Here is a 22,465-nt window from a genome sequence, read left to right on the forward strand (position 1 = left end):
ATGTCAAAGAAATTTTTTGTTCAACCCACGGGCTCATGGGGAATTATTGTGTGGTCACTTGCGTTTAGTATTCTGTGTTTGGGAGTGATTTTACAGCTAGAAATATTTAGTTTTAGCTTCATTCCATTTCTTGTATGGATTTTGGGAATAGTTTTCGTAATTTATATTGTAACTAATTCCTGGGTGAAGTTTGATGATGGCAAGATCATAATTAAGGAACCTAATTATTATAAAGCACGTGTGTTTAATCGAACAGATGTCAAAATAGAAACAATTAATAAATTGACTATCGAATTTTTATTTGATAATCGTGATTATTTTCCGTTGAGGGTCACTTCAACTACGAAAATTTTAAAGGGAATTAAGAAAGAAGCGGGTGGAGATAATGGCATTTCCAAGTGATATTGAAATAGCTCAAATTAATGAACATGAAAATATGAAAAATATTGAAGAAATAGCTCAAAGTGTTGGACTTGATTCTAGTGATATAGAACCATATGGACATTATAAGGCTAAGATTTCTGCTAGTGGGATCAAAAAGGCTACTGAGCAAGATAATGGCAAACTGATTTTAGTTACATCTATTAATCCGACACCAGCTGGAGAAGGCAAATCTACGGTTGCTATAGGACTTGCGGATTCATTACGTGCAATTGGTAAGAAGTCAATTCTAGCATTACGTGAGCCATCTTTGGGCCCAGTTATGGGTATGAAGGGTGGTGCTACTGGTGGTGGATACGCTCAAGTAGTTCCAATGGAAGATATTAATTTACATTTTACGGGTGATATGCACGCTTTAACTAGTGCCACCAATACTTTGGCGGCTTTAATCGATAATCATTTGCATCAAGGCAATGAATTAAAGATTGATCCTAGAAGAATTATTTGGAAAAGAGCATTAGATATAAATGATCGTGCCTTGCGTAATATCACAATAGGCCTTGGTGGTCCAGCTAACTCTATTCCACGTGAGGATCATTTTGATATTACTGTAGCCAGTGAATTAATGGCTGTGTTGTGCTTGTCACAAGATATTGATGATTTAAAGGAACGTATTTCAAATATTTTGATTGCCTTTACATATGACAAAAAGCCGATATTTGTTCGTGATTTGCATGTTGAAGGCGCCATTACGATGTTGCTAAAAGATGCTTTGAAACCAAATTTAGTGCAAACACTAGAAAATACTCCAGCAATTGTCCACGGTGGTCCTTTTGCTAATATTGCTCATGGATGTAATAGTATCCTTGCTACTAAATTAGCTATGAAATTAGGCGATTATACAATCACTGAAGCTGGTTTTGGTGCTGATCTTGGTGGTGAGAAGTTTATGGATATCGTTACTCCAAAGCTTGATCATGCACCTAATTTAATCGTTGTCGTTGCGACTATAAGAGCTCTCAAATACAATGGTGGTCAGAAGTTAGCAGATTTACAAGATGAAAATTTAAATGCTTTAAACCTTGGATTTAAGAATCTTAAGCGTCATGTTAAAAATATGAGATATTATCATATACCTGTTGTTGTAGCAATCAATAAATTTGAAACTGATACTGATAATGAGATAAAGCTTTTACAATCACTTTGTGATGAGCTTGGAGTTGAAGTGTCAGTCGCTGACATTCATCACAAGGGTTCTAAGGGTGGTATTAATCTAGCTAAGATGGTAGTTAGAACTGCTGATAAAGAATCAACTTATAATCGCTTATATGAAGATGCTCAGCCTACTGTTGAAAAAATAGATACTATTGCTTCTGAAGTATACGGAGCTAATAATGTCGAATACAGTGCTAAGGCAACACGACAATTACAGTCATTAAAAGATAACGCTTGGGATGATTTACCAATATGTATTGCCAAAACGCAATACTCATTGAGTGATGATCCAAAGAAATTGGGTTCTCCTCGTGACTTTACTTTACATGTTAAAGAAATTGTTCCTAAACTTGGAGCAGGATTTATAGTTGTATTAACTGGTAATGTCTTGACAATGCCAGGCTTACCAAAGAAACCGGCCGCATTAAATATGGATGTTGACAATGACGGCAGAATTAGCGGGTTATTCTAGTGCCGATCGTTTATATTGTTTTGTTCATTGGATTAATCGTTGGTGATCAGTCATTGAAGTATTATGTTGCTACTAACATCCCCACATTGTCGTTTCATGAATTCATTCCGGGTATTTTGTCTCTAACTCATATTACAAACACCGGAGCAGCATGGAGCATGTTAGAGGGAAAAATGATTTTCTTCTACATAGTTACCATTGTGGCAGTAATAATTTTACTTTATTTATTTATTAAGTCTGATAAAAAAGATTATGTATACCGTTTTTCATTGTTATTCTTATTATCTGGTACAATAGGGAATGCAATAGATAGATTTACACATCATTATGTAATAGATATGTTCAGTTTAGATTTCATCAATTTTCCAATTTTTAATCTAGCTGATACGTATATTACAATAGGAGTTATATTGATTATTATTTCTTTAATATTTATGACAGAAGGTGACAAAAATAACTGATGAACCAATAGAATTAGTATTTAACGATACTAAAAAAGCTAGATTAGATAATTTTGCGAGTGAGAATCTAGAAGATTTCACTCGTTCACAAATTCAAAAGTTTATTAAAGACGAAAATATCTTAGTAAATGGAGAAACTGCTACCAAAGCTGGTATGAAGCTTAAACACGGTGATAAGATAACATTGGTTATTCCTGAAGAAAAACCAATGAAGGCAGTTCCACAAGATATACCACTAGATGTCATTTACGAAGATGAAGATGTTTTGGTGGTTAATAAGCCACAAGGGATGGTAGTTCACCCAGCAGCTGGACATCGTGATGGTACTTTAGTTAATGCCATTTTGTATCACAGTAAAATTAACGATGATGATATGGTTCGTCCAGGTATTGTGCATCGGATCGATAAAGATACATCAGGTTTATTGATGGTTGCAAAAAATGATTTGGCTAAGAGATCATTGATGAAACAACTAAAGGAAAAGACTAATCTCAGAGAGTATGTCGCAATCGTCCATGGTGGTTTTGAAGAGTCTAAGGGGAAGATAAATGCTCCATTAGGCCGTTCAAAGTATGATCGTAAGAAACAAGCCGTTGTTGACGATGGTCGTAATGCAGTTACTCATTTTGAGGTTTTGGAACAATTCGAAAATTACTCACTACTTAAATTAAAATTAGAAACAGGTCGTACTCATCAAATTAGAGTACATATGCAATACATCGGACATCCAGTAGCTGGAGATCCATTGTATGGACCTAAGAACACACTAGAGGGGAATGGACAATTTCTTCATGCGAAAACACTTGGATTTGAACATCCAAGAACACATGAGTGGATGCAATTCTCAGTTGAGCCACCTAAAATATTCCTTGATACCTTAAAGGAATTACGCGGTTGACACACTAGTAGTTGTGCTATAATCTGAATTTAGTTATGTGAGGATCATATTTAAAACACTCACACTAATCAAAATGTGGGTGTTTTTTTAAAGAAGAGGAGAATAATTATGGCTAAAGAGATAATTGATGGGCAAACAATGACACGTGCACTAACTCGTATTACTTATGAAATTATTGAACGAAATAAGGGAATTGATGATTTAGTATTAGTGGGAATAAAAACTCGAGGAGTTTATGTGGCGCATAGAATTGAATCTCGTTTAAAACAATTGGAGAATATCAGTATCCCGGTTGCTGAATTAGATATAACGCCATATAGGGATGATGTTACTAATGAGGAAAAGAATCCTCTTGAAGTAACACCACAACCACTTGATGTAGACATTAATGATAAACATGTTATTCTGACAGATGATGTTTTGTATACAGGTAGAACAATTCGTGCGGCAATGGATGCACTCATGACAGTTGGTCGTCCTAAGAAAATATCTTTGGCAGTATTGGTAGATCGTGGACATCGTGAGTTGCCAATTCGTGCTGACTTTGTTGGCAAAAATATTCCTACTTCTCAAAAAGAAAAAATAAAAGTTTCCATGAAAGAAATCGATGGAGAAGATAAAATCGAAATCGAGTAATTTAGTTTAGGGGAGTTGCTTTTTAATGAAGCGTTATTTAATTTTAGAAGATGGAACCGTCTTCCCCGGTGTGGGATTTGGATCCTCTGTTATAACTACTGGACAATTAATAATATCTAATAATCGTACCGGAATTGAGCAATCAGTAACTGATCCAGATGCTGAGGGCCAAATTCTGGCTTTTACGATACCCTCAATCGGTAGTTCTGGTATCAATCGTGATTTTTATGAGTCAATCAATTCACAATGCAAAGGTGTTGTTATTGGGTCTTCCAGCCATACAACAATCGATGGTTCAATCTCTTTTGGTGATTGGATCACAGGATTAGGTATTCCTGGTATTAAAAACGTTGATGTCCGTGCTTTAGCCAAGCATATTGCTGAATATGGAGAAATGAAAGCTAGCATTATGGATACTCACGATGAACATGCAATTGATCAAATAAAAGCACTAGTTTTGCCTCCTGACCTTGTTAAACGTGTTTCGACAAGACAGTCATATCCTAATCCCAACATGGGAATAAAGATTGTTGTGGTAGATTTAGGATTAAAATATTCAATTCTTCGTCAATTGTCGTATCGTGACTGTAATTCTGTGATCGTTAACTATAATTCCACACCAGAAGAGATTGAAAATCTACATCCAGATGGAATTATTTTTTCAAACGGACCAGGATCACCTAGTGATATCCCACAAACCATTGAAACAATAAAGATTTTACAAAAAAAATACCCAATTTTAGGTATCGGACTGGGGAACTTATTAATTGCACTTGCTAATGACTGTAAGATAGTCAAATTGGATCAACCACATCATGAATCGTCACTAGCAGTTAAAGAAGTTGCCAGTGGCAAGATTGATTTTGTTAATCATAATCATTCGTATACTATAGATCAAAAGTACATTGGTTCTTCTGATTTCATCGTAACGAATATTTGTGTTGCCGACGGTAGCATTGAAGGTATTAGACATGAATATCTACCAATCATGTGTGTGTTATTTGAACCAGAAGCCGCACCTGGACCTAATGATGGATATTATGTTTTTGATGAATTCATTGATTTGATAGATTCAATTAAATTTCAAGATGATGGGAGTAGAGATCAATGGTAGAAAATGAGCCTCACAGTATACTAATTATCGGCCCAACAACTAGTGATAAGAATGTTGATCTATCAACGGCCGTTTATGATACCGTCGAAATCTTGCATCAACTCGGCTACAAAATATCTGTAATTGTTGAAGACCCAACGTCGCTTCTTTCGTCAGGTAAGTTTTTCGATAGGATAGTGGTTGAACGTGTAACTGGCGAACACGTGTTGAATTTTATCAATGAATATCACCCCGATGCTGTATTACCTACAGTTGGTGATCGTAATGCCTTAGGTATTGTTTCAAGTTTGAATGGCAAGATCGGTAATGTAAAAATTCTTGGTTCGAATTATATGGCATCCTTAGCAACCTTTAAACGAGAATTATTCATTAAGAAATTAACTGAAAATAAGTTACCGGTAATTAATTTTATTTCATCAGATGATGAAAAAGAGATCTATAGTTTTATTCGGTCGATTGGTTTTCCAATTATTGCAAGAAGAAGATATTCAAATCGTCATTCTAGTGGTTGGACTAATATAAATAATCTATTTGAACTAGATAATTTTATGGCCATAGGTGATGTTGATGATACTAGGATTGAAATCGAACGTAGTATTAGAGGATTTAGTGAGTATTCATTTACAGTCGTACGCGATATGTTTGATAATACTGCTTTGATCGGTACGATCGAGGATATTGAGCCTATTGGTATTCATCATTTGGATTCGAATTTGATCTCACCTGCAATATCGTTGAATGATTCTAAATTACAACGGATGCGTTCGGCATCTTTGAAGCTTGCTAGAGCGTTTGATATCGTTGGGATATGTACAGTGCATTTTGCATATAATCATAAGACAAATGAGTACTTTATTACTGAGTTTATTCCAAGACTTAGTGAAGAGACAAAATTTCTAGAATATGCGACAAGTTATCCAATTGCCACAAGTGTTGTAGAACTTGCACTTGGATATCATTTGGATAAACTGCAACTTGACGGAGGACGTGTTTTTAATGGTGCATCTGAGCCATTTGTTGATCATATAACATCACGCTTTCCTCAATGGGGTACTGATAAACAAGAGTATTTAGGACCCAGTAAGACCTCTAATTCTAGTATTGTTGTCAATGGATTTAGTGTTGAAGAGGTATTCAATAAAGGTGCCTTAAATGATAAGTTGAATAATAATTCGAAGCGACATGATATATTGGAGAAATTGGATGATGATGAACTTTTTGAAAAAATAATTCATCCAACCAATTGGATGTTAGACGTCTTGCTTGAAGCGTTGAGAAGAAAATTTGAGATGCCAGTACTTTCAGAGATAACTGGAATTACTATGCCGTATTTGAGTGTATTAAATAATATTAGAAAAACGTTTGAAGTTATCGATAACGACGAAGTTACCAAAGATAATGTAGAACGACTAGTTGAGATGGGAATTAAAAATATTGGCCAGAGTAAGGTTTTACTTGATACAGACGATATAGTTACAAAGTCTGTAGTTAAGAGTAAACGTTCAATATCAGTCTCAAATAGAAACTATAATAATCAGAATTTTTTTGTTACTTCGGGAATAGATTCTGATTTGGAATTGAACGATAAGAATAAGATCATTGTTAGATCTCCGATAATAACTTCGAAGACAGATATTTTAGTTAGACAGTTTGTTTTAACGCAGTTGATTAAGTCTATTGATCAAAATGGACTAGAGGCGGTAGTGATTGGACGTGAACCTTGGACAGCACCGTTATCTATGCGTGAAAAAGTCATTGAAATAGATGATCCTTATATGGAAATGAAAGAATTAGGCTTAATTCCTGAAGACAGTATTTTTAAAATAATTGATTTCTCAAGGCATTTGAGTGATGTAGATGATAATTCAAATGTTTTCCAAATTAGTTCTAAAAAGTTAAAAGATATTGCTATTTCAACTAGTATTTCCATTAGGGCGATGGTAGTTACAGATGGCAATAATTACTTAGTACCTTCATTAATTTATCGTGAAGATCAAGATAAGCATTCTTTTGAAGTCAGTTCATATAATAACTTTCTGTCTATAGAGGATCGTAGTGCTTTATCTGAATTAATAGAGCGAGAACTAGAAAATCAAAATGATGTTAATGTCTTTAATTTTGAGTTCTCTAAAAGTAATGGGCATTGGATTGTTACTAGGTTATATCAAGGGATGACTAACGATATTATTAGACATGAATTGGCAAGTTCAGTTCATGTGATTGATACGCTAGTCAAATTGATCCTTGGTAATAAGATAGATGATAATAAAACACTTCAAGAGGTGTTTCAAAATTGTGATGACCGCTATTTACTTACTATTGATGATAAGAAGTACAATTTACTAGCTTATGATGATATGAAGGAACAATTGAATAAACTAAAAAAAGAAGATTAGCCATTGGCTAATCTTCTTTTAGATTACTAACTAGTTCTCTATTGGGGTCGACTAAGATAGTCTTTTGACCTTCAAAGATAACGTAACCCGGTTTTGCACCATTTGGCTTACGAATATTTCTGATTTGAACATAGTCAACTGGGACCTTTGATGAATCACGAGCTTTTGAATAGTATGCGGCAATAGTTGCGGCTTCTACTATTGATTGTTCATCTGGATCACTAGTTTTTAGTATAACGTGTGAACCTGGAATATCTTTAACGTGGAACCAATAATGATTTTTTTGTGATAACTTCATTGTTAACTGATCGTTTTCCAAATTATTCTTACCAACTAAAATATCAATTCCATTTGAGGACTTAAATGATTCACCGATCTTTTTCTTACGCTTTTTACGTCCATTACGCTTACGCTTTTTGATATATCCAGAATCGATCAGTTCTTCAATTATACCGTCCACATCTTCTATATCTACATATTCTAGGGATGCAAGAACAGATTCAAGATAATTAACTTCACCAGTCGTGATTTCCAATTGCTCGTTAATATGAGGAATTGAGTTTTGAAGTTTACGATACTTCTTATAATACCTTTGAGCATTGTCAGATGGAGAAAGTTCTGGATTAAGTTTTATAGTAACTTCTTCATTGTTGTAGTAGTTAGTCAGAGTTATTGACTTTGTACCACGCTTGACCTGTGACATATAAGTAGTGAGTAATTCACCATATAACTTGTACTCATCCATTATATTAGTCTGCTCTAATTGTTTATTGAGCTTTTTGACCTTAGACTTATCTTTTTTCAAAATAATATCTAATCGATTGGTAATTGACTTTGTCTGTTGCTCAATACGATCAATTCTAGCACGATCAATATAATAACTATCCAACAAGTCACTAAGGGTAGGGTAGGTATTTACGACTTCTGATGTGTTAGGGAATAAGATAGGTAGAAAATTCAACTTTTTGTTAGATATCATGTTGGCGGTATTAGGATCAACATTGTTGTATTCGGTGATGAATTCAGGGATGTTGTCTAATTTAGCCATTTCGTTTGAAGTATCTATTCCGATTCCTTCAAATTTTTGTCGGATATCTTTAGCATCATTCATTCCTGAGAAATCGCTTGAAGAAGCTGTAAATGGATTAATCTTATTTTGTGCAGGTGGTAATTTGTAATCGTCTCCTGGTAGTAGCCCACGGAAACTATTATTTTCAGGTGAGACACGTTTAACAAGATCAATGATTTTTCCTGTTTCCTTGTTGATCAAGAAAATATTGCTGTGTCGAGCCATTATTTCGATAGTCATAGTGAATTCGTGTATGTCTCCAAGTTCATTTTTTGCACTTAGATCAATCATTACAACACGATCGTTATTTAACTGACGGATATCTTGAACAATTGCACTAGTGATATATTTTCTTAACGACATTACAAAAGTCGCCGGTTTTGCTGGATTAGCAAAGGGCTGTTTTGTTATTTGAATTCTAGCGTAGCTAGGGTGAGCTGAAAGAAGTAGCTGTTGGTTTTTACGGTTGCTTCTAACGGTCAAAATCAATTCGTTAGCAAACGGTTGTTGAATTTTAGCAATCCGTCCACCTTGTAGATTATCTTTTAATTCGTTTACCATTGCGTGAGTAAACATTCCATCAAATGACATGTAATTAGTTCCTTTCTATAATTCTTTAATATGGTTCAGAGATAAATTTGGCAAAATTAATATTATGAAAAATATTAATTTCTGAAACAGATATCGATTTTTTCAGTGTAAATAAAAATTCCTTAACGAATATGATATAATCTAATGGTTGTACAATCATTAAACGTAAGCAAACAAGGAATTGATAAATTTATGAAAATAGCCATTGTAACAGACAGCACATCTTATTTACCAAAAAACATCGTCGATAAATATCATATAACAGTAGTGCCGATAGAAGTAGTATTTGATACTAAAACTTATCGCGAAGATATTGATATTACTACATCACAATTTTATGAATTGCTGCAAAACTCGCCTGAATTACCATCAACAGCACAACCATCAGTTGGTGAAATGATGAATCTTTATAGAAGTCTGGCCAAAGAAGGCTATGATACCGTAATTTCTATACATTTGGCAAGTACTATATCTGGATTCGTCAATAATCTCAAAGCGGCAGCTGATACTATAGAGGATATTAATGTAGTTGTGTATGACTCATGGATTACTGTACGCCTAATGGGCTACATGGTTCAAGAGGCAGCACGTATGGCACAAGAAAATATAGATTTAAAAGCAATTATGGAAAGATTGAACACTTTACGTGATTCTATTGGAGAATCTTTCGTTGTTAATGATTTGAAGAATTTAGTCAAGGGTGGTAGATTGTCAAATACTTCAGCAGTAATTGGTACAATGTTGAATATTAAGCCACTTTTAGAGTTTGATGATGAATCACATAAAATAGTTGCTTATGATAAGGTAAGATCTTTAAAAAAAGCTAAATCAAAAGCCGAGGATAAATTGAATCAAGCAATCGAAGATTCTGAATATCCATTACGCTTGTTGGTTATTGATGCTGATGATCCTGAGTCGGGGGATGAGTGGGCAAAACAGCTTAAAGAAGAACACCCTAGTCTAACTGTAGATCGTTCTTATTTTGGACCAGTCATTGGAGCACACCTTGGAAAAGATGCATTAGCAATTGCTTGGATACGGGATTTTGATAAATCTTAATATAAAGCCCTTAAGGCTTTTTTATTTTATCTCAATAGTTTAAAATAATTGTATCGAATAAGTCTTTATTTAATTTTTATTTAATGTAGAATTAATATAGCTATACATTAAGAAAAGGGGATTATTATGTTTTCTAACACGAAAAAAGTAGCCTTACTATTGGCAGCAGGTGTGTTGATGAGTACCAGCTTTGGCGGAACAATTGCTTTGGCTGATACAGCATCAACTGATACAAGCACCGCAGTTGCCACAGCCACTAATGCACAAGATGATAGTGATAATCAGGTCGTATCAAGTTCTGATGATTCTACTACGGCAGCACAGACAAATACAGCTACTGCTGCAACTATTCAATCTGCACAAGATATTAACGTTCAAGCTGTTAAGAACGCTATGCTTTCTGAATTGAATAATTTACGTGCACAAAATGGATTGAGTAATCTAGCATCTGTAAGTGTGCTAGATAGCTACGCTCAAGCTAGAACTGATAGTTTCACTTCTTCTGGTGTAGATGATCATGCAGGGTGGAATTCATCAAGTATGTATCCTTATAACTTGGATGCAGAAGAAAATATTGCACAAATGCCATATACTATGCTTGGTACAACTGATGCAACTACAATCGCCCAAAAAATAACAGCTGAATTCTATAGTGAGAATTATGACCCACAGCCTAATTACGGTCATAGAAAGAACATGCTGAATCCATACATTAATTATGTAGGTATTGGTGTTAGTGTTGGATCTAACGGTATGGTTTACTTCTCACAAGAAATGGGTAATGATCAAGCTGCTCATAGTAGATATAGTACAAGTGATTTATATAGTTATTATTTGACTAATGAAAACGATTATTCAAATGCATCCAATTATGATCTTGTAGATTCAAAGAAAAAAAGTGCAGATTATACCGATAGAGATGGATATACAACATTAGATCTACGTGGTGGGGTAACAACTAATAATGCTGATACTCCAGTTTATGATAGATATGGAAACAAAACGAGTGTTACTTTATCACCTAATAGTTCATGGGCCGCAGATATGATTGCTGTTATGAATAATACTTTCTATTATCATGTAAGTAATAATGGCTTTGTGGTCGCAGATGATGTCACACCTTGGGCAAGGTTTTTGTCAGGAACAGTAATCACTGCAACTAAAGATACAGTGATTTATGGTGATGATGGTAATGCAACATCTAGAACCGTAGCTAAAGGTTCGCAATGGATAACCGATAGACGCTCAACAAACGCCGTAACAGGTGTTAAAATGTATCGTATCGGAACTAATGCATGGTTAACTAAAGCAGACCTTACAGGTGCTTAAATCAACTTTTAATTTAATATTATTACAAAAGATGCCTATTGGTGTCTTTTTTTTGTGGCTATTTATAAAAATTCACTAAATTAAATCAAGAATAAAAAATAATCGATCGTAGGAAAACGTTTTTTAGTTATAATATATGTTTTACGAAAACATAACAATAAAAAATCAAAAACAGAAAATAAGCATACCCCAGACCTCGAAACAACTCAAGCAGAATATCAAACTACCTAGAATCGTAAAAAATAGTATGGAATACCTGATGCGTATACACCTGCTTATAAAGACAAGGACAGATTCTAAATGGATATAAGAATCTGTCCTTGTGAGACGAAATTATAAAAACTAATACTGTTAAACATTCGATAATACACTAATCCACATTTACTGATCAAGGATTTAACCATAAACATTAGCAACTCAACTTTATTTATTCAATAAAGTTTTACTCAGTAGCAAATCTAAACATAATTTAAGAACCAATGAATATTTATAAATAATTACTAGACTAAACAATTAAAGGGTTTAATTTGCTAATGTAAGAAGAGAAGGGCAAATCTAATGACTCGCTATAAATTCTTATTATCTGATCGAAATTCGAGATTGTTGAAGTAAAAGCTATTTTCAAATCTAAGGTTACATAATATATATTATACGAAGCTATTATTTTAAGATAAATCTAAATAGATTTACCGTTTTTAAGTTCATCATAAAATTTCATTGCAATATCTCTATATCCATACATATCCATATACTTTTTTAAAGCTGGTTGATTGTGTGTATATGCAATTCCTTCAGTAAACAGCTTCTCATACAGTTCATAATATGGCAGTTTCATCTGTCTAGCTAAATGAAGCTCATGTCTAATATCATATGAGACCTTTTTAAATTCAATACTAGAATAACCATACTCATCAATATCAATGATTGCGTACTGAGCACGTCTATCTGTTCTAAACCTAAGACGTTCAGTATATGGCTGCCCAATTGAACCAGGATTAATTATCAATTGATCTTTGCTACTAGTACGCATTATCTGATGGTGTGTATGGCCATAAATGGACAAGTCATAGTCTTTATTGGCGAACAGGTCGTCAAAATGCGCCTGTTCCTGATATGGAAGTAATTCATGACCATAATTCTTATGAATTAGATTATGTGTCAGCAAAATTCTAGATCCATTAACAACGGCACTGGTTGATATGGGTGCGTCTTTAAGTCTTCTTAAATTGGTTTTGCTGGTATTTTCAAGTGTATACTTCATCAACATAAGAATATAAGGCGTCACAGGGTCATCTAAATCACGTTTTGTTAACTTGCTGACATCATCAAATATAAAGTCGTCCCAATTACCACGCAATAATATAGTGGTATTTGCTGAATCTAATAGATCAAATAGTTCATTTGTTCCAGGGCCTGGCATTAATAGGTCTCCTAAATACCAAGATTCTTCGATATTTTCTTTTTTTAAATCATTAATTACCGCTTTAAGAGCGGTAATATTACCATGGATATCTGATAATAGTGCTATTTTTGTCATTTTTTCATCTCTTTTCAGTTGTGAAAAGTATAGTGGTAGGGTCACGTTTGGTCAAATTGTTGATTTTTGTTTTTATGTTTTCGTAAAACATTTAATTTTACGTTTAATTCAAATAAAAAAGATTGGCTTTTTTACCAATCTTTAATTTTTGACTTCTTCATTTTTTTCATTTTCATATTCTTTTATTGTTTCGATAAATCTTTGACCGTATCGTTCAAGTTTTGCGTTACCAACACCATTAACAGCCAAGAATTCGTTTGAATTTTGAGGCATTTTTTGTGACATATCACGTAATGATTTATCAGAAAAAATAACAAATGGTGGTACATCTTGTGCATGTGCAATATCAATACGCAATTTACGTAATTTTTCAAACAAGTTAGTATCATAGGTTCCATCATTTGCAATTTCTTTAACCGGACCAGAGGCTACAACTACCAATCTTCTAGCTACAGTAGCCTCACCCTTTAATACCAAAACACCCTTCTTAGTCAACCTAAGTAGCGGATATTGACCACCTGTCGTCATCAAATATCCATTTGCGGTTAAATATTCAATAAATTCATTAATAGATTTTAATGTCCAATCGTGCATTAATCCAAATGTTGATAGTTTACCAAAATTACGCCAATCATTCGCAACGTCAGCCTTTCCAGCTAAAACGCGGCCTAAGACCTTTTTACCATACTTCTGATCCATTCTTACTACACAACTCAATACCTTTTGAGAATCATGTGTAACATCAGTGGTCTCCCTATTATCTAGGCAGTTGGAACAATGACCACAATTCTTATCTGTGATTTCACCAAAGTATCTTAAAATATAGCGCATCAAACATACTTCCGTCATCGCATATTGATTCATTTCTCGTAATTTTTCATTCAAACTTTGTTTATAATCATCATCGGCTTCAGATTGATCAATGAAGAACCTATGAAGTCCCAGATCCGCTGGTGTATATAGCAAGATAGCTTCCGCTGGTAGTCCATCTCGCCCTGCCCTACCCACTTCTTGGTAGTAACTTTCAATTGTACCTGGAATAGTAAAATGAATCACATAACGCACGTTGGTCTTATTTATACCCATTCCAAATGCATTTGTGGCAACAATAATATTTACTTCATCAAATAAAAAGTCTTCTTGCTGCCGATGTCTTTCTTCATCATCAAGACCAGCATGATATCTACCGGCCTTTACACCATGAGAATTAAGATATTCATAAATTGTATCAACATCTTTGCGTCTTCCAGCATAAATAATTCCAGACTCATTAATGTGAGATTTAACATAATTTAAGACATATGATAATTTACTTACACCACGCTCTATTTTTAAAGCAATATTATCTCTAGCAAAACCAGTCTTCACAATATTTTCTTCTGGAATATTCAATATATCGACTAAATCATCTTGAACACGACTTGTTGCTGTTGCAGTCAATGCCAACCATGATGGATTACTAGGTAATTTATTCAAGGATTCAATGATATTTAAATAACTAGGGCGAAAATCATGGCCCCAGGCAGACAAAACATGAGCTTCGTCAATAGATACTAAATCAATAGGTAATTGCACTAACCAACTGTAAAATTCAGGATTCTCGATACGCTCAGGAGCAGCATACAATAATTTTACGGCTCCTGATTCAATGTAACGCATACGTTCCTCTTGATCACGGTAATCGAGAGTACTGTTAATAAAGGTAGCTGGGATATTCATTTCGTTCAAACTATCAACTTGATCCTTCATTAACGATATTAATGGCGAAACTACTAATGTTAAACCATCAAACATAATTGCTGGAAGTTGGTAGCAAACAGATTTTCCACCACCTGTTGGCATAATACCCAAAGTACGATCACCATTTAAAACATGATTAATTATTTTCCCTTGTCCTGGTCGAAAATTGTCATAACCAAAGACATCTTTTAAGACTGATTGCGGATCCAATTTAATTACTCCTCATTTAAAAAGTACATTTACTAGCATATCACGAGTCATACTTTCATACATAATTTGATGCAAAAAAAGAGTGTGAAAATACGCGTTCAACTTTCGAGTATAATGCAAAATAAGTAGATATTCACGTAAGTGGATGTCTACTTATTTTTATTAAGCGGAAAAATTTGGAGAAATGAAGCTTGTCACAGCCTTTTGTCATTTAAAATCTAATAATACTATTTTTTAACTGCTCTAAAAACCATTTGTACAATATTATCTAAATCTTTTTCTATTTGTTCTTTATCATTAAGATTTGAAAATTTTTGAGTTTGTAAAAAATAAAATGCTAGTTGTCCCATCGCTAGTCTAACAAACGCAATAAAGTCGATATCATCCCTTATTTCACCAGTGTTTTTAATTGATGTCCATGCAATATTTATAAACTTATTTATTTTAACTAATAAGCTACTAACAATCATATCCTTTACCTTAGGATTCACTAATACCTCTGAAAGTAAAATCAATATTGCATCTTTATTATTGACCATAAAACTATAGCGATCAAATATTGCAAAATGGATCATTTCTTTTAAACTTGTACTACTTGTAGAAAATTCGTTAAAAAAGTTTTCGCCATAGGTTGGAATTATCCTTTCGATAATAGGCGTGATAATCGCCAACAATAAATCATCTTTAGATTTAAAATACTTAAAAATGGTAGCTTGACTCATTCCTGATTCCTTAGCAATTTCAGACGTTGAAGTACCATTGAATCCCTGAATTGAAAATAGTTTAATTGCTGCTTGTAAAACTTTACGTTTACCATTTGGCATATCACTGTTCTCTATCCAATCGTTCAAATCTTTAAATACTATATCATTAGACATTTTTATACCTTTCTAATCCAAACTATCAAAAAATTAATACAGCAGATACAGTAAGTGACCAATCACTCATGTTATCAAATATAATACTTCAAATTTATCCAAAAGTAAATAATAACTAACGAACACATCAGACTATTAAATTAGGCCAAGATGTTTACAGGCATTAAATATACCGTCGTCATAAACACCACTGGTAACATAACTTGCTACTTTTTGTACCTTTGGATTGCCATCTCCCATGGCTACTGAATACCCCACTTCTTCAAACATTGCCAAATCATTGATCTCATCCCCAAAAGCTATAGCATCTTTTGATTCTATATTCATATTGGAGAGGACCTTCTTTATACCAATTGCCTTACTAGACTCATCCATCGTAATATCAAACACATTAGGTGCGACTTTTAACATCTTCACTCCATCAATGGGCACTGACTCGCCAATTTCTTTATCATTCATAACAATCAATTGAATAACCTTCTCAGGGAAAGTTCCACGCTCAATTCTTTCTAATTGCATTGACCCGTCACCTAAAAAATTAGAGTCCTCATATACATATAATTTATTAACCGTTTCAAAACAATATTCGATTTTTTTAGAATCAAAATAGTTAACTACTTTTTCAAGGTATTCATTAGTGAACGTATCATGAAAGATCACTTCATCATCGAATACGACATATCTGCCATTATTAGCAATAAAGCTTTTTACGTCAAGCTCTGACAAAATATCTTTGACCATTCCAACGTTTCTTCCTGTAGCAATTACTGGTTCAATTTTTTCTTCACGTAATCTTTTTAAAGCCAATTTAGCTGAATCTGGTATTCTATCTAAAATTGATGTATTTTCTTTAGTTCTATGTCCAGCCAAGGTACCATCTATATCAAAAAAGGCAACTTTATATTTTCCCATTATTAACTTCACACCTCTCTAATTCCAAAAGATCACGTTTCATATTCAATCCTCCACGATAACCACCTAGCTTACCATCTTTAGTTAGTACTCTGTGGCAAGGAATGACCATTAACACCGGGTTTCTTCCGACTGCTGTACCTATTGCACGAACTGCCTTAGGATTACCTATATTATTAGCTATATCGGTATATGAGCAAATATGACCATAATCAATACTTTTAACTTCTCGCCAAACTATTCTTTGAAATTTTGTTCCTACTAAATCTAATTTCAAATCAAATTTTGTCCGTTCACCAGACAAATACTCACTTAATTGTTTAGAATATTCACTACAAATATCCTCATCTTCAATTATTTTAGTATTGGGATAAAAGGATATCAATTCCGTTAGATTACTATCCCTTGATCCAACAAAAGATAATCCATTCTTTGTAGCACCAATCATATATGAATGATCCTTGATAATTATCTTTTGATAATAAATTGTTTTATTCATATTCACACCTACTTTTCGATATCCCAATTATAAGCTATAATTCATTTAAAAATGTTGCCATTACATTAGGAGGTTATATGAAAAAATATCCTTTAACCAAAAACAGATGGAATTCTATTATAAATAATAATCAGAAAGCCGACAAAACATTTTACTATGGTGTTAAAACCACAAAAATATTTTGTAAACCATCTTGTCCTTCAAAAAATCCTTCAAAAGGAAATGTCTGTATATTCAAGACATCCCTTGAAGCAATAAATCAGGGATTTAGACCTTGTAAAAGATGTCAACCAACTGGCAGTGTTCCAAATGATGCTTGGGTACATGAGATTAAAACCTTTATAGATAATAATTACCAAAAAAAACTTACTTTAAACATTATCGCGGAGGAATGTCACGGTAGTCCCTTTCATCTCCAAAAAACATTTAAAAAGGAATGCTTACAATCACCCTCACAATATCTTACCCAAATAAGACTTGTTCATGCAAAAAAATTACTGGTTGAATCAAACTTGACTATTAAATCCATTGCCATAAGAATTGGATTCTCCAGTGATACTTACTTCAGTACTGTCTTTAAACATAATTTTTTCATAACTCCTGATCAATATAGACTAAATAAACTATCAAACCTTTAAACTGATAATAAAAGGAATAACTTATATGATATTATTTTAAACATAATATCATATAACAATTAAGTCTTTTCAAAGAGGGGTACTTATGCTCGGATTCTCATTTTATTTAAATCAAAATATCAATAGTCAAACTGAAGAATACTTCAATAACATGAAAAAAGCAGGATTCTCTGAGATCTTCACTGCTGTGCCTATGCACCTTGAAGATAGTGAATCTGAATACGAAAATAAATTACAGGATTTATTTGAATTAGCTAACAAGTATGACTTGCATTTAATGATCGATGTCAATAAATATTCTATACACAAAATTCCTGACCATTTAATACCTCATGTTTCATTAAGATTGAGTGAAGGTTTTAATCCTGAGGAAATATTTGAGTTGACTAAAAAAACTAGCATAGCTCTAAATGCTAGTACGATAACTAGAGAAACGATCCAAAAATTAAATTCATTACATGTTAATTTCAACAAATTAGAAGCCTGGAATAATTATTATCCTCATCCCGAAACTGGACTGGACTTAACCTGGTTTGCTCAAAAGAACCGTTGGTTGAAAAATATTGGTTTAACTACTCAAGCCTTCATACCTGGAACTAACACTTCTAATACTAACTATAAGGGATTACCAACTCTGGAACGTCACCGTACAATTGATCCATTGATTTCAGCTATTGAATTAGATAAACTCAAAACTGATAAAGTCTTTGTCGGTGATCCATATCTAGATACTAAACATCAAGAATTGTTTTACAGTTACTTTAACGACAAAGTCATCCCACTACACATGACCAATACCAAAATTGGTATCCCACCTTATTTAATAAGCACTCTTTTTCATAATCGATTAGATCCTGCTCGAGATGTAATCCGTTTAGTTGAAAGTAGAACATTAAACAATAAAGATATAAAACCAACGAATAATACTAAACGCTCCTTTGGAACCGTTACGATCGACAATAACCAATATGGTGAATATATGGGAGAGATACAAATCACTACACGTACACTACCAGCTAATAAAAATGTTAATGTTCTGGGCCAAATAGCTACAAGTGACTTAAAATTACTATCTTATATTGATGCTGGTACTGCATTTAAAATAATAAATTAAACAACAAAAGGAATATGATATATGAGATTCTTTTCAAAAGAGAAATCTGAGAAATTAGTATCACCTATCGATGGACAGTTACTTCAATTAGCTGATGTAAGCGATCCGGTATTCTCAGAGAAAATGATTGGCGATGGATTCGCAGTTGAACCTAGTGATGGTCAGATTGTTTCACCAGTCAATGGAATAATTGGAACTATCTTCCCCACTAAACACGCCATAACTATTAAAAGTAAACATGGGTTAAATATAATGCTCCATCTTGGTATTGATACCGTTGAACTAAAAGGAGCTCCATTTAATATATTAGCTAAAGATGGTGAAAAAATAACTGCTGGTCAATCAATAGCAACTATGGATCTAAATAAATTGAAATTAGCAAACAAGTCTGCCACAGTTATGACTATAATTACCAATATGAAACTGGTTAAAGACATATCAACTTTTGATTCAAGACAAATCAATTCTAGTGACTACGTCCTAACTGTCAACTTGTAGTGAGGCCTACTTATATTATTAATTTATCGTGTCTTTAGGGTATAATTTAATAATATAGGAGGTACCATATGTCTAAAATTCCTTATCTAACCGGTTTTAATGCGTATTTAAAAACACGTCATATTTCAAAACGTGCACATGTTGAATACATGAATTCTTTAAATGACTTCTTCTCATACACTATTCAACATAATGATGACTATAAAATATCAGAAGATATTAAAGATGTTCATGAAATGGATGTCCGCTTATTCAAGACTTTCATGTTGGAAAATCTAAAGTTAAGTCCAAGTACTGTAAATAAAGTAATCAGTAATTTAAATGTCTATTTCAAATACCTATTTGGTATAAAAAAGACACCAGAAATACCCACATTATATGTTAATAGTGTCGTGGTACCTAAGCAATCTGACTTCCCAGTTGATGTCTTTCAAAATCTGCCAAAATACTTGAATTCGGATTTGAGTATTTATACTCGACTAATGATATTAATTATATCTAAAGGCTTTAACTATAAGGAAGCTCTGGAACCAGATTTTTATAAGGAATTTGAAGAACTTAAATTCACGACTATAGAAAAAAAGTTCCTTGAAATTTATCAAGCGTTCATTACCCCACTACGTAGTTATTGGGGTAATCAGAATCTATTTCTTAGTCGTAACAAAGGCGCAAACTCACCTCTACTTTCAGTGTCCGCACTACATCGAGACTTAAAGCGAGACAGTGAAGCTACTAATCTTGATTTATCACCTAAGAAACTTTATACGACCTTCATTTTGTTGGCACTAAGTACCAATGATTTATCAGATAATCAAGATCGTGCTTTAGAGGCACTTGAAACTGCCTCATTATTGTATTATCGTCGTTTAAAACGAGAAGTTAATTTTATGAATGATGGACGTGAATAACTTGAAAAATATTGCTGTATACTGTGGTGCTGCCACTGGAAATAATCAGATATTTATTGATGGAACTAAAGAATTAGGCCACTGGATAGTAGAAAATGACTATGGCTTAACTTATGGTGGTGGTGTTTTTGGACTTATGGGAGTGATTGCTGACTCTGTAATGGAGAATAATGGTTACGTACATGGAATCATTACTGAGCAATTGAATAACCGCAACTTAGCTCATCCAAATTTATCTAAGTTAGATATTGTTGAAACAATGGATATAAGAAAAAAAGAGATGCTCAATAACTCTATCGCAAGTATCGCCTTGCCTGGAGGACCTGGAACTTTAGAAGAGATCTCTGAAGCCTTCTCATGGGCTAAACTCGGTGATAATGACAATCCTTGTATCTTCTATAATATCGGACACTACTATGATCCACTAAAGGATTTTTTTGATAATATGGTAGACAAGGGTTTCCTTGAACAAAGTGGTCGAAAAAAAGTACTTTTCTCAAATTCATTACCTGAAATAAAGAGATTTATCGATAATTACACTCCACCAGCATTACGTACTTATAAATAAGCTGAAAGAAAACAGTGTGAAAATACGAGTTCAACTTTCGAGTATAATGCAAAATAAGTAGATATTCACGTAAGTGGATGTCTACTTATTTTTTATTAAACGGAAAAAGTCATGTCATATACTTATTTTGAAATCTAATGGACAAAAGCCATCATTTAGAATATAATAGCCATAATCCATTAAAATCAGAGGACAATCAACATTGAATAATGACCAAATAAATTTAATACGTCAATTTAATAGACAGTATACTAATACATTAGGATTGATGAATAAACAAGTTTTTAATACCAATCTAAGCTTTCCAGAAGCACGTGTTCTGATGGCCATAAGCCACGAAACGACTCCAATGAATGTATCACATCAATTGAATCTAGATGCAAGTTACACAAGTAGAGTAATTAAGAAATTAACCAATTTGAAATATGTTCAAAAAATACAATCAACTATCGATGCCCGTTCAAAAAATATTTCCTTAACCGAGTCAGGTAAACAGCTTTTATCGATAATCGATTCTGACTCTAATGATCAAATTCAAAATTTAATTTCTAACCTTACCAAATCACAACAAAAAGATCTATATAAGGCCTTTGAGACAATTAACAATATTTTATTTAAAGATGATGGTGAATAATATGTGGGAAATAAAAGAATTTTCAGAACTAACTACTCAAGAACTATTCGATCTAATGTATATTAGAGTTAAAACATTTGTCGTCGAACAAGAAAGAATATATCAAGAAGTCGACGATAATGATCTAACATCCATTCATATATTTAAATATGAGGGCAAAAAAATCATTGCCTATGCTCGTGTATTCCGTGAAGATGGACATATTACATTTGGCCGCATTGTAGCAGCGAAGGATCATCGTGGTACTGGACTGGGGGCAAAACTCGTCGAAGAAGTTCTACGTGTTATAAATGATAAGTTTCCTGATCAAAACATTGAAATTGAAGCACAGACATACGTAGAAGGATTCTATAAGAAATTTGGATTTAAGAGTGTTGGTGACGTCTTTTTATTTAACCACACACCACATATTAAAATGATTAAGAATCATATAATAATTTAAATAGCTTATTCAAGGCATTTATCTTTAATTCCATCGAAAAAGATACTATATTTGTGGTGTCAGATAGGAAAGAAACTATCTGGCAATCATTTCCTTCGATTATCATTTTAATTAATTGTGGTTTCCCACTAATAGATATTAATAATGATACCTCTCCCAATTTTTAAAATTAAATCTATTTTTAATAGATTAGCCATAAATTCCATCAATTCCCTGATATAAAAAAAGCACGCCAGACAAAATCTGACGTGTTTTTATTATTTATA

The 22,465-nt window shown here is 33.3% G+C and carries 22 protein-coding genes; 16 read left to right on the forward strand and 6 right to left on the reverse strand.

All coding sequences use genetic code 11. From position 1 onward, the window contains the following. The 7 genes from BTM29_RS09780 (at nt 1) to BTM29_RS09810 (ending at nt 7,573) form a co-directional block, all read left to right on the forward strand. A complete protein-coding gene (locus tag BTM29_RS09780) occupies nt 1–402 on the forward strand; it encodes an EbsA family protein (RefSeq protein ID WP_076616845.1) in 402 nt (133 codons plus the stop codon). Continuing rightward, nucleotides 386–2,068 (forward strand): formate--tetrahydrofolate ligase, encoded by a 1,683-nt coding sequence (locus BTM29_RS09785; RefSeq protein WP_076616849.1) that lies wholly within the window; start codon nt 386–388, stop codon nt 2,066–2,068. The genes BTM29_RS09780 and BTM29_RS09785 overlap by 17 nt, the downstream gene beginning before the upstream one ends. Then, nucleotides 2,068–2,529, forward strand: coding sequence for a signal peptidase II (gene lspA / locus BTM29_RS09790; RefSeq protein ID WP_083685977.1), 462 nt, complete (start codon nt 2,068–2,070; stop codon nt 2,527–2,529). Before BTM29_RS09785 ends, lspA begins: the two co-directional genes overlap by 1 nt. Further along, a complete protein-coding gene (locus tag BTM29_RS09795) occupies nt 2,513–3,427 on the forward strand; it encodes an RluA family pseudouridine synthase (RefSeq protein WP_083685978.1) in 915 nt (304 codons plus the stop codon). Before lspA ends, BTM29_RS09795 begins: the two co-directional genes overlap by 17 nt. Before the next feature lie 108 nt (nt 3,428–3,535). Next, nucleotides 3,536–4,063 (forward strand): bifunctional pyr operon transcriptional regulator/uracil phosphoribosyltransferase PyrR, encoded by a 528-nt coding sequence (pyrR, locus tag BTM29_RS09800; protein WP_076616852.1) that lies wholly within the window; start codon nt 3,536–3,538, stop codon nt 4,061–4,063. 25 nt (nt 4,064–4,088) lie between these two features. Continuing rightward, nucleotides 4,089–5,177, forward strand: a complete 1,089-nt coding sequence (locus BTM29_RS09805; RefSeq protein WP_076616855.1) for a carbamoyl phosphate synthase small subunit — start codon at nt 4,089–4,091, stop codon at nt 5,175–5,177. Continuing rightward, on the forward strand, nt 5,171–7,573 hold the full coding sequence (locus tag BTM29_RS09810) for an ATP-binding protein (RefSeq protein WP_076616858.1): 2,403 nt from the start codon (nt 5,171–5,173) through the stop codon (nt 7,571–7,573). The genes BTM29_RS09805 and BTM29_RS09810 overlap by 7 nt, the downstream gene beginning before the upstream one ends. Before the next feature lie 7 nt (nt 7,574–7,580). Here BTM29_RS09810 and BTM29_RS09815 read toward each other — a convergent pair whose 3' ends face one another. After that, on the reverse strand, nt 7,581–9,233 hold the full coding sequence (locus BTM29_RS09815; protein ID WP_076616861.1) for an Rqc2 family fibronectin-binding protein: 1,653 nt from the start codon (nt 9,231–9,233) through the stop codon (nt 7,581–7,583). A 192-nt stretch (nt 9,234–9,425) separates the two neighbouring features. On the opposite strand from BTM29_RS09815, the gene BTM29_RS09820 reads away from it, so the two are divergent. Together BTM29_RS09820 and BTM29_RS09825 are read left to right on the forward strand one after the other, a co-directional pair. Next, nucleotides 9,426–10,292, forward strand: a complete 867-nt coding sequence (locus BTM29_RS09820) for a DegV family protein (RefSeq protein WP_076618887.1) — start codon at nt 9,426–9,428, stop codon at nt 10,290–10,292. Nucleotides 10,293–10,418: 126 nt separating this feature from the next. Beyond that, nucleotides 10,419–11,621, forward strand: a complete 1,203-nt coding sequence (locus BTM29_RS09825) for a CAP domain-containing protein (RefSeq protein WP_076616864.1) — start codon at nt 10,419–10,421, stop codon at nt 11,619–11,621. 676 nt (nt 11,622–12,297) lie between these two features. Here the strand turns inward: BTM29_RS09825 and BTM29_RS09830 are convergent. The 5 genes from BTM29_RS09830 to BTM29_RS09850 all read right to left on the reverse strand — a co-directional run bounded on the left by BTM29_RS09830 (nt 12,298) and on the right by BTM29_RS09850 (nt 17,397). Further along, nucleotides 12,298–13,158 (reverse strand): metallophosphoesterase family protein, encoded by an 861-nt coding sequence (locus BTM29_RS09830; RefSeq protein ID WP_076616867.1) that lies wholly within the window; start codon nt 13,156–13,158, stop codon nt 12,298–12,300. A 141-nt stretch (nt 13,159–13,299) separates the two neighbouring features. Next, nucleotides 13,300–15,108: a DNA helicase RecQ gene (gene recQ / locus BTM29_RS09835; protein ID WP_083685979.1), complete on the reverse strand. Its 1,809-nt coding sequence runs from the start codon at nt 15,106–15,108 to the stop codon at nt 13,300–13,302. Between the two features lie 227 nt (nt 15,109–15,335). Further along, nucleotides 15,336–15,986 (reverse strand): TetR/AcrR family transcriptional regulator, encoded by a 651-nt coding sequence (locus BTM29_RS09840; RefSeq protein WP_076616873.1) that lies wholly within the window; start codon nt 15,984–15,986, stop codon nt 15,336–15,338. Between the two features lie 135 nt (nt 15,987–16,121). Beyond that, a complete protein-coding gene (locus BTM29_RS09845; protein ID WP_076616877.1) occupies nt 16,122–16,898 on the reverse strand; it encodes a Cof-type HAD-IIB family hydrolase in 777 nt (258 codons plus the stop codon). Then, nucleotides 16,885–17,397: a methylated-DNA--[protein]-cysteine S-methyltransferase gene (locus BTM29_RS09850; protein WP_076616880.1), complete on the reverse strand. Its 513-nt coding sequence runs from the start codon at nt 17,395–17,397 to the stop codon at nt 16,885–16,887. Before BTM29_RS09850 ends, BTM29_RS09845 begins: the two co-directional genes overlap by 14 nt. A 77-nt stretch (nt 17,398–17,474) precedes the next feature. Here BTM29_RS09850 and BTM29_RS09855 point away from each other — a divergent pair, with 77 nt between their 5' ends. The 7 genes from BTM29_RS09855 (at nt 17,475) to BTM29_RS09885 (ending at nt 22,199) form a co-directional block, all read left to right on the forward strand. Further along, entirely contained in the window at nt 17,475–18,035 is a 561-nt protein-coding gene (locus tag BTM29_RS09855; protein ID WP_076616884.1) for an Ada metal-binding domain-containing protein, read from the forward strand. A gap of 85 nt (nt 18,036–18,120) precedes the next feature. Beyond that, complete coding sequence (locus BTM29_RS09860; RefSeq protein WP_076616888.1) at nt 18,121–19,149, forward strand: MupG family TIM beta-alpha barrel fold protein; 1,029 nt, start codon at nt 18,121–18,123, stop codon at nt 19,147–19,149. Between the two features lie 21 nt (nt 19,150–19,170). Beyond that, nucleotides 19,171–19,647, forward strand: coding sequence for a PTS sugar transporter subunit IIA (locus BTM29_RS09865; protein WP_076616892.1), 477 nt, complete (start codon nt 19,171–19,173; stop codon nt 19,645–19,647). 68 nt (nt 19,648–19,715) lie between these two features. Beyond that, the gene (locus BTM29_RS09870) at nt 19,716–20,555 is read left to right on the forward strand and encodes a phage integrase N-terminal SAM-like domain-containing protein (protein ID WP_076616896.1); all 840 of its coding nucleotides are present in this window, start codon (nt 19,716–19,718) and stop codon (nt 20,553–20,555) included. Continuing rightward, nucleotides 20,548–21,123, forward strand: coding sequence for an LOG family protein (locus BTM29_RS09875; RefSeq protein ID WP_335582994.1), 576 nt, complete (start codon nt 20,548–20,550; stop codon nt 21,121–21,123). Before BTM29_RS09870 ends, BTM29_RS09875 begins: the two co-directional genes overlap by 8 nt. A 268-nt stretch (nt 21,124–21,391) precedes the next feature. Beyond that, the gene (locus BTM29_RS09880; protein WP_125673040.1) at nt 21,392–21,757 is read left to right on the forward strand and encodes a MarR family winged helix-turn-helix transcriptional regulator; all 366 of its coding nucleotides are present in this window, start codon (nt 21,392–21,394) and stop codon (nt 21,755–21,757) included. Beyond that, entirely contained in the window at nt 21,744–22,199 is a 456-nt protein-coding gene (locus BTM29_RS09885) for a GNAT family N-acetyltransferase (protein ID WP_418236006.1), read from the forward strand. Before BTM29_RS09880 ends, BTM29_RS09885 begins: the two co-directional genes overlap by 14 nt. Nucleotides 22,200–22,465: the final 266 nt, after the last annotated feature.

The organism is Companilactobacillus allii, from assembly GCF_001971585.1.
GTDB lineage: Bacteria > Bacillota > Bacilli > Lactobacillales > Lactobacillaceae > Companilactobacillus > Companilactobacillus allii.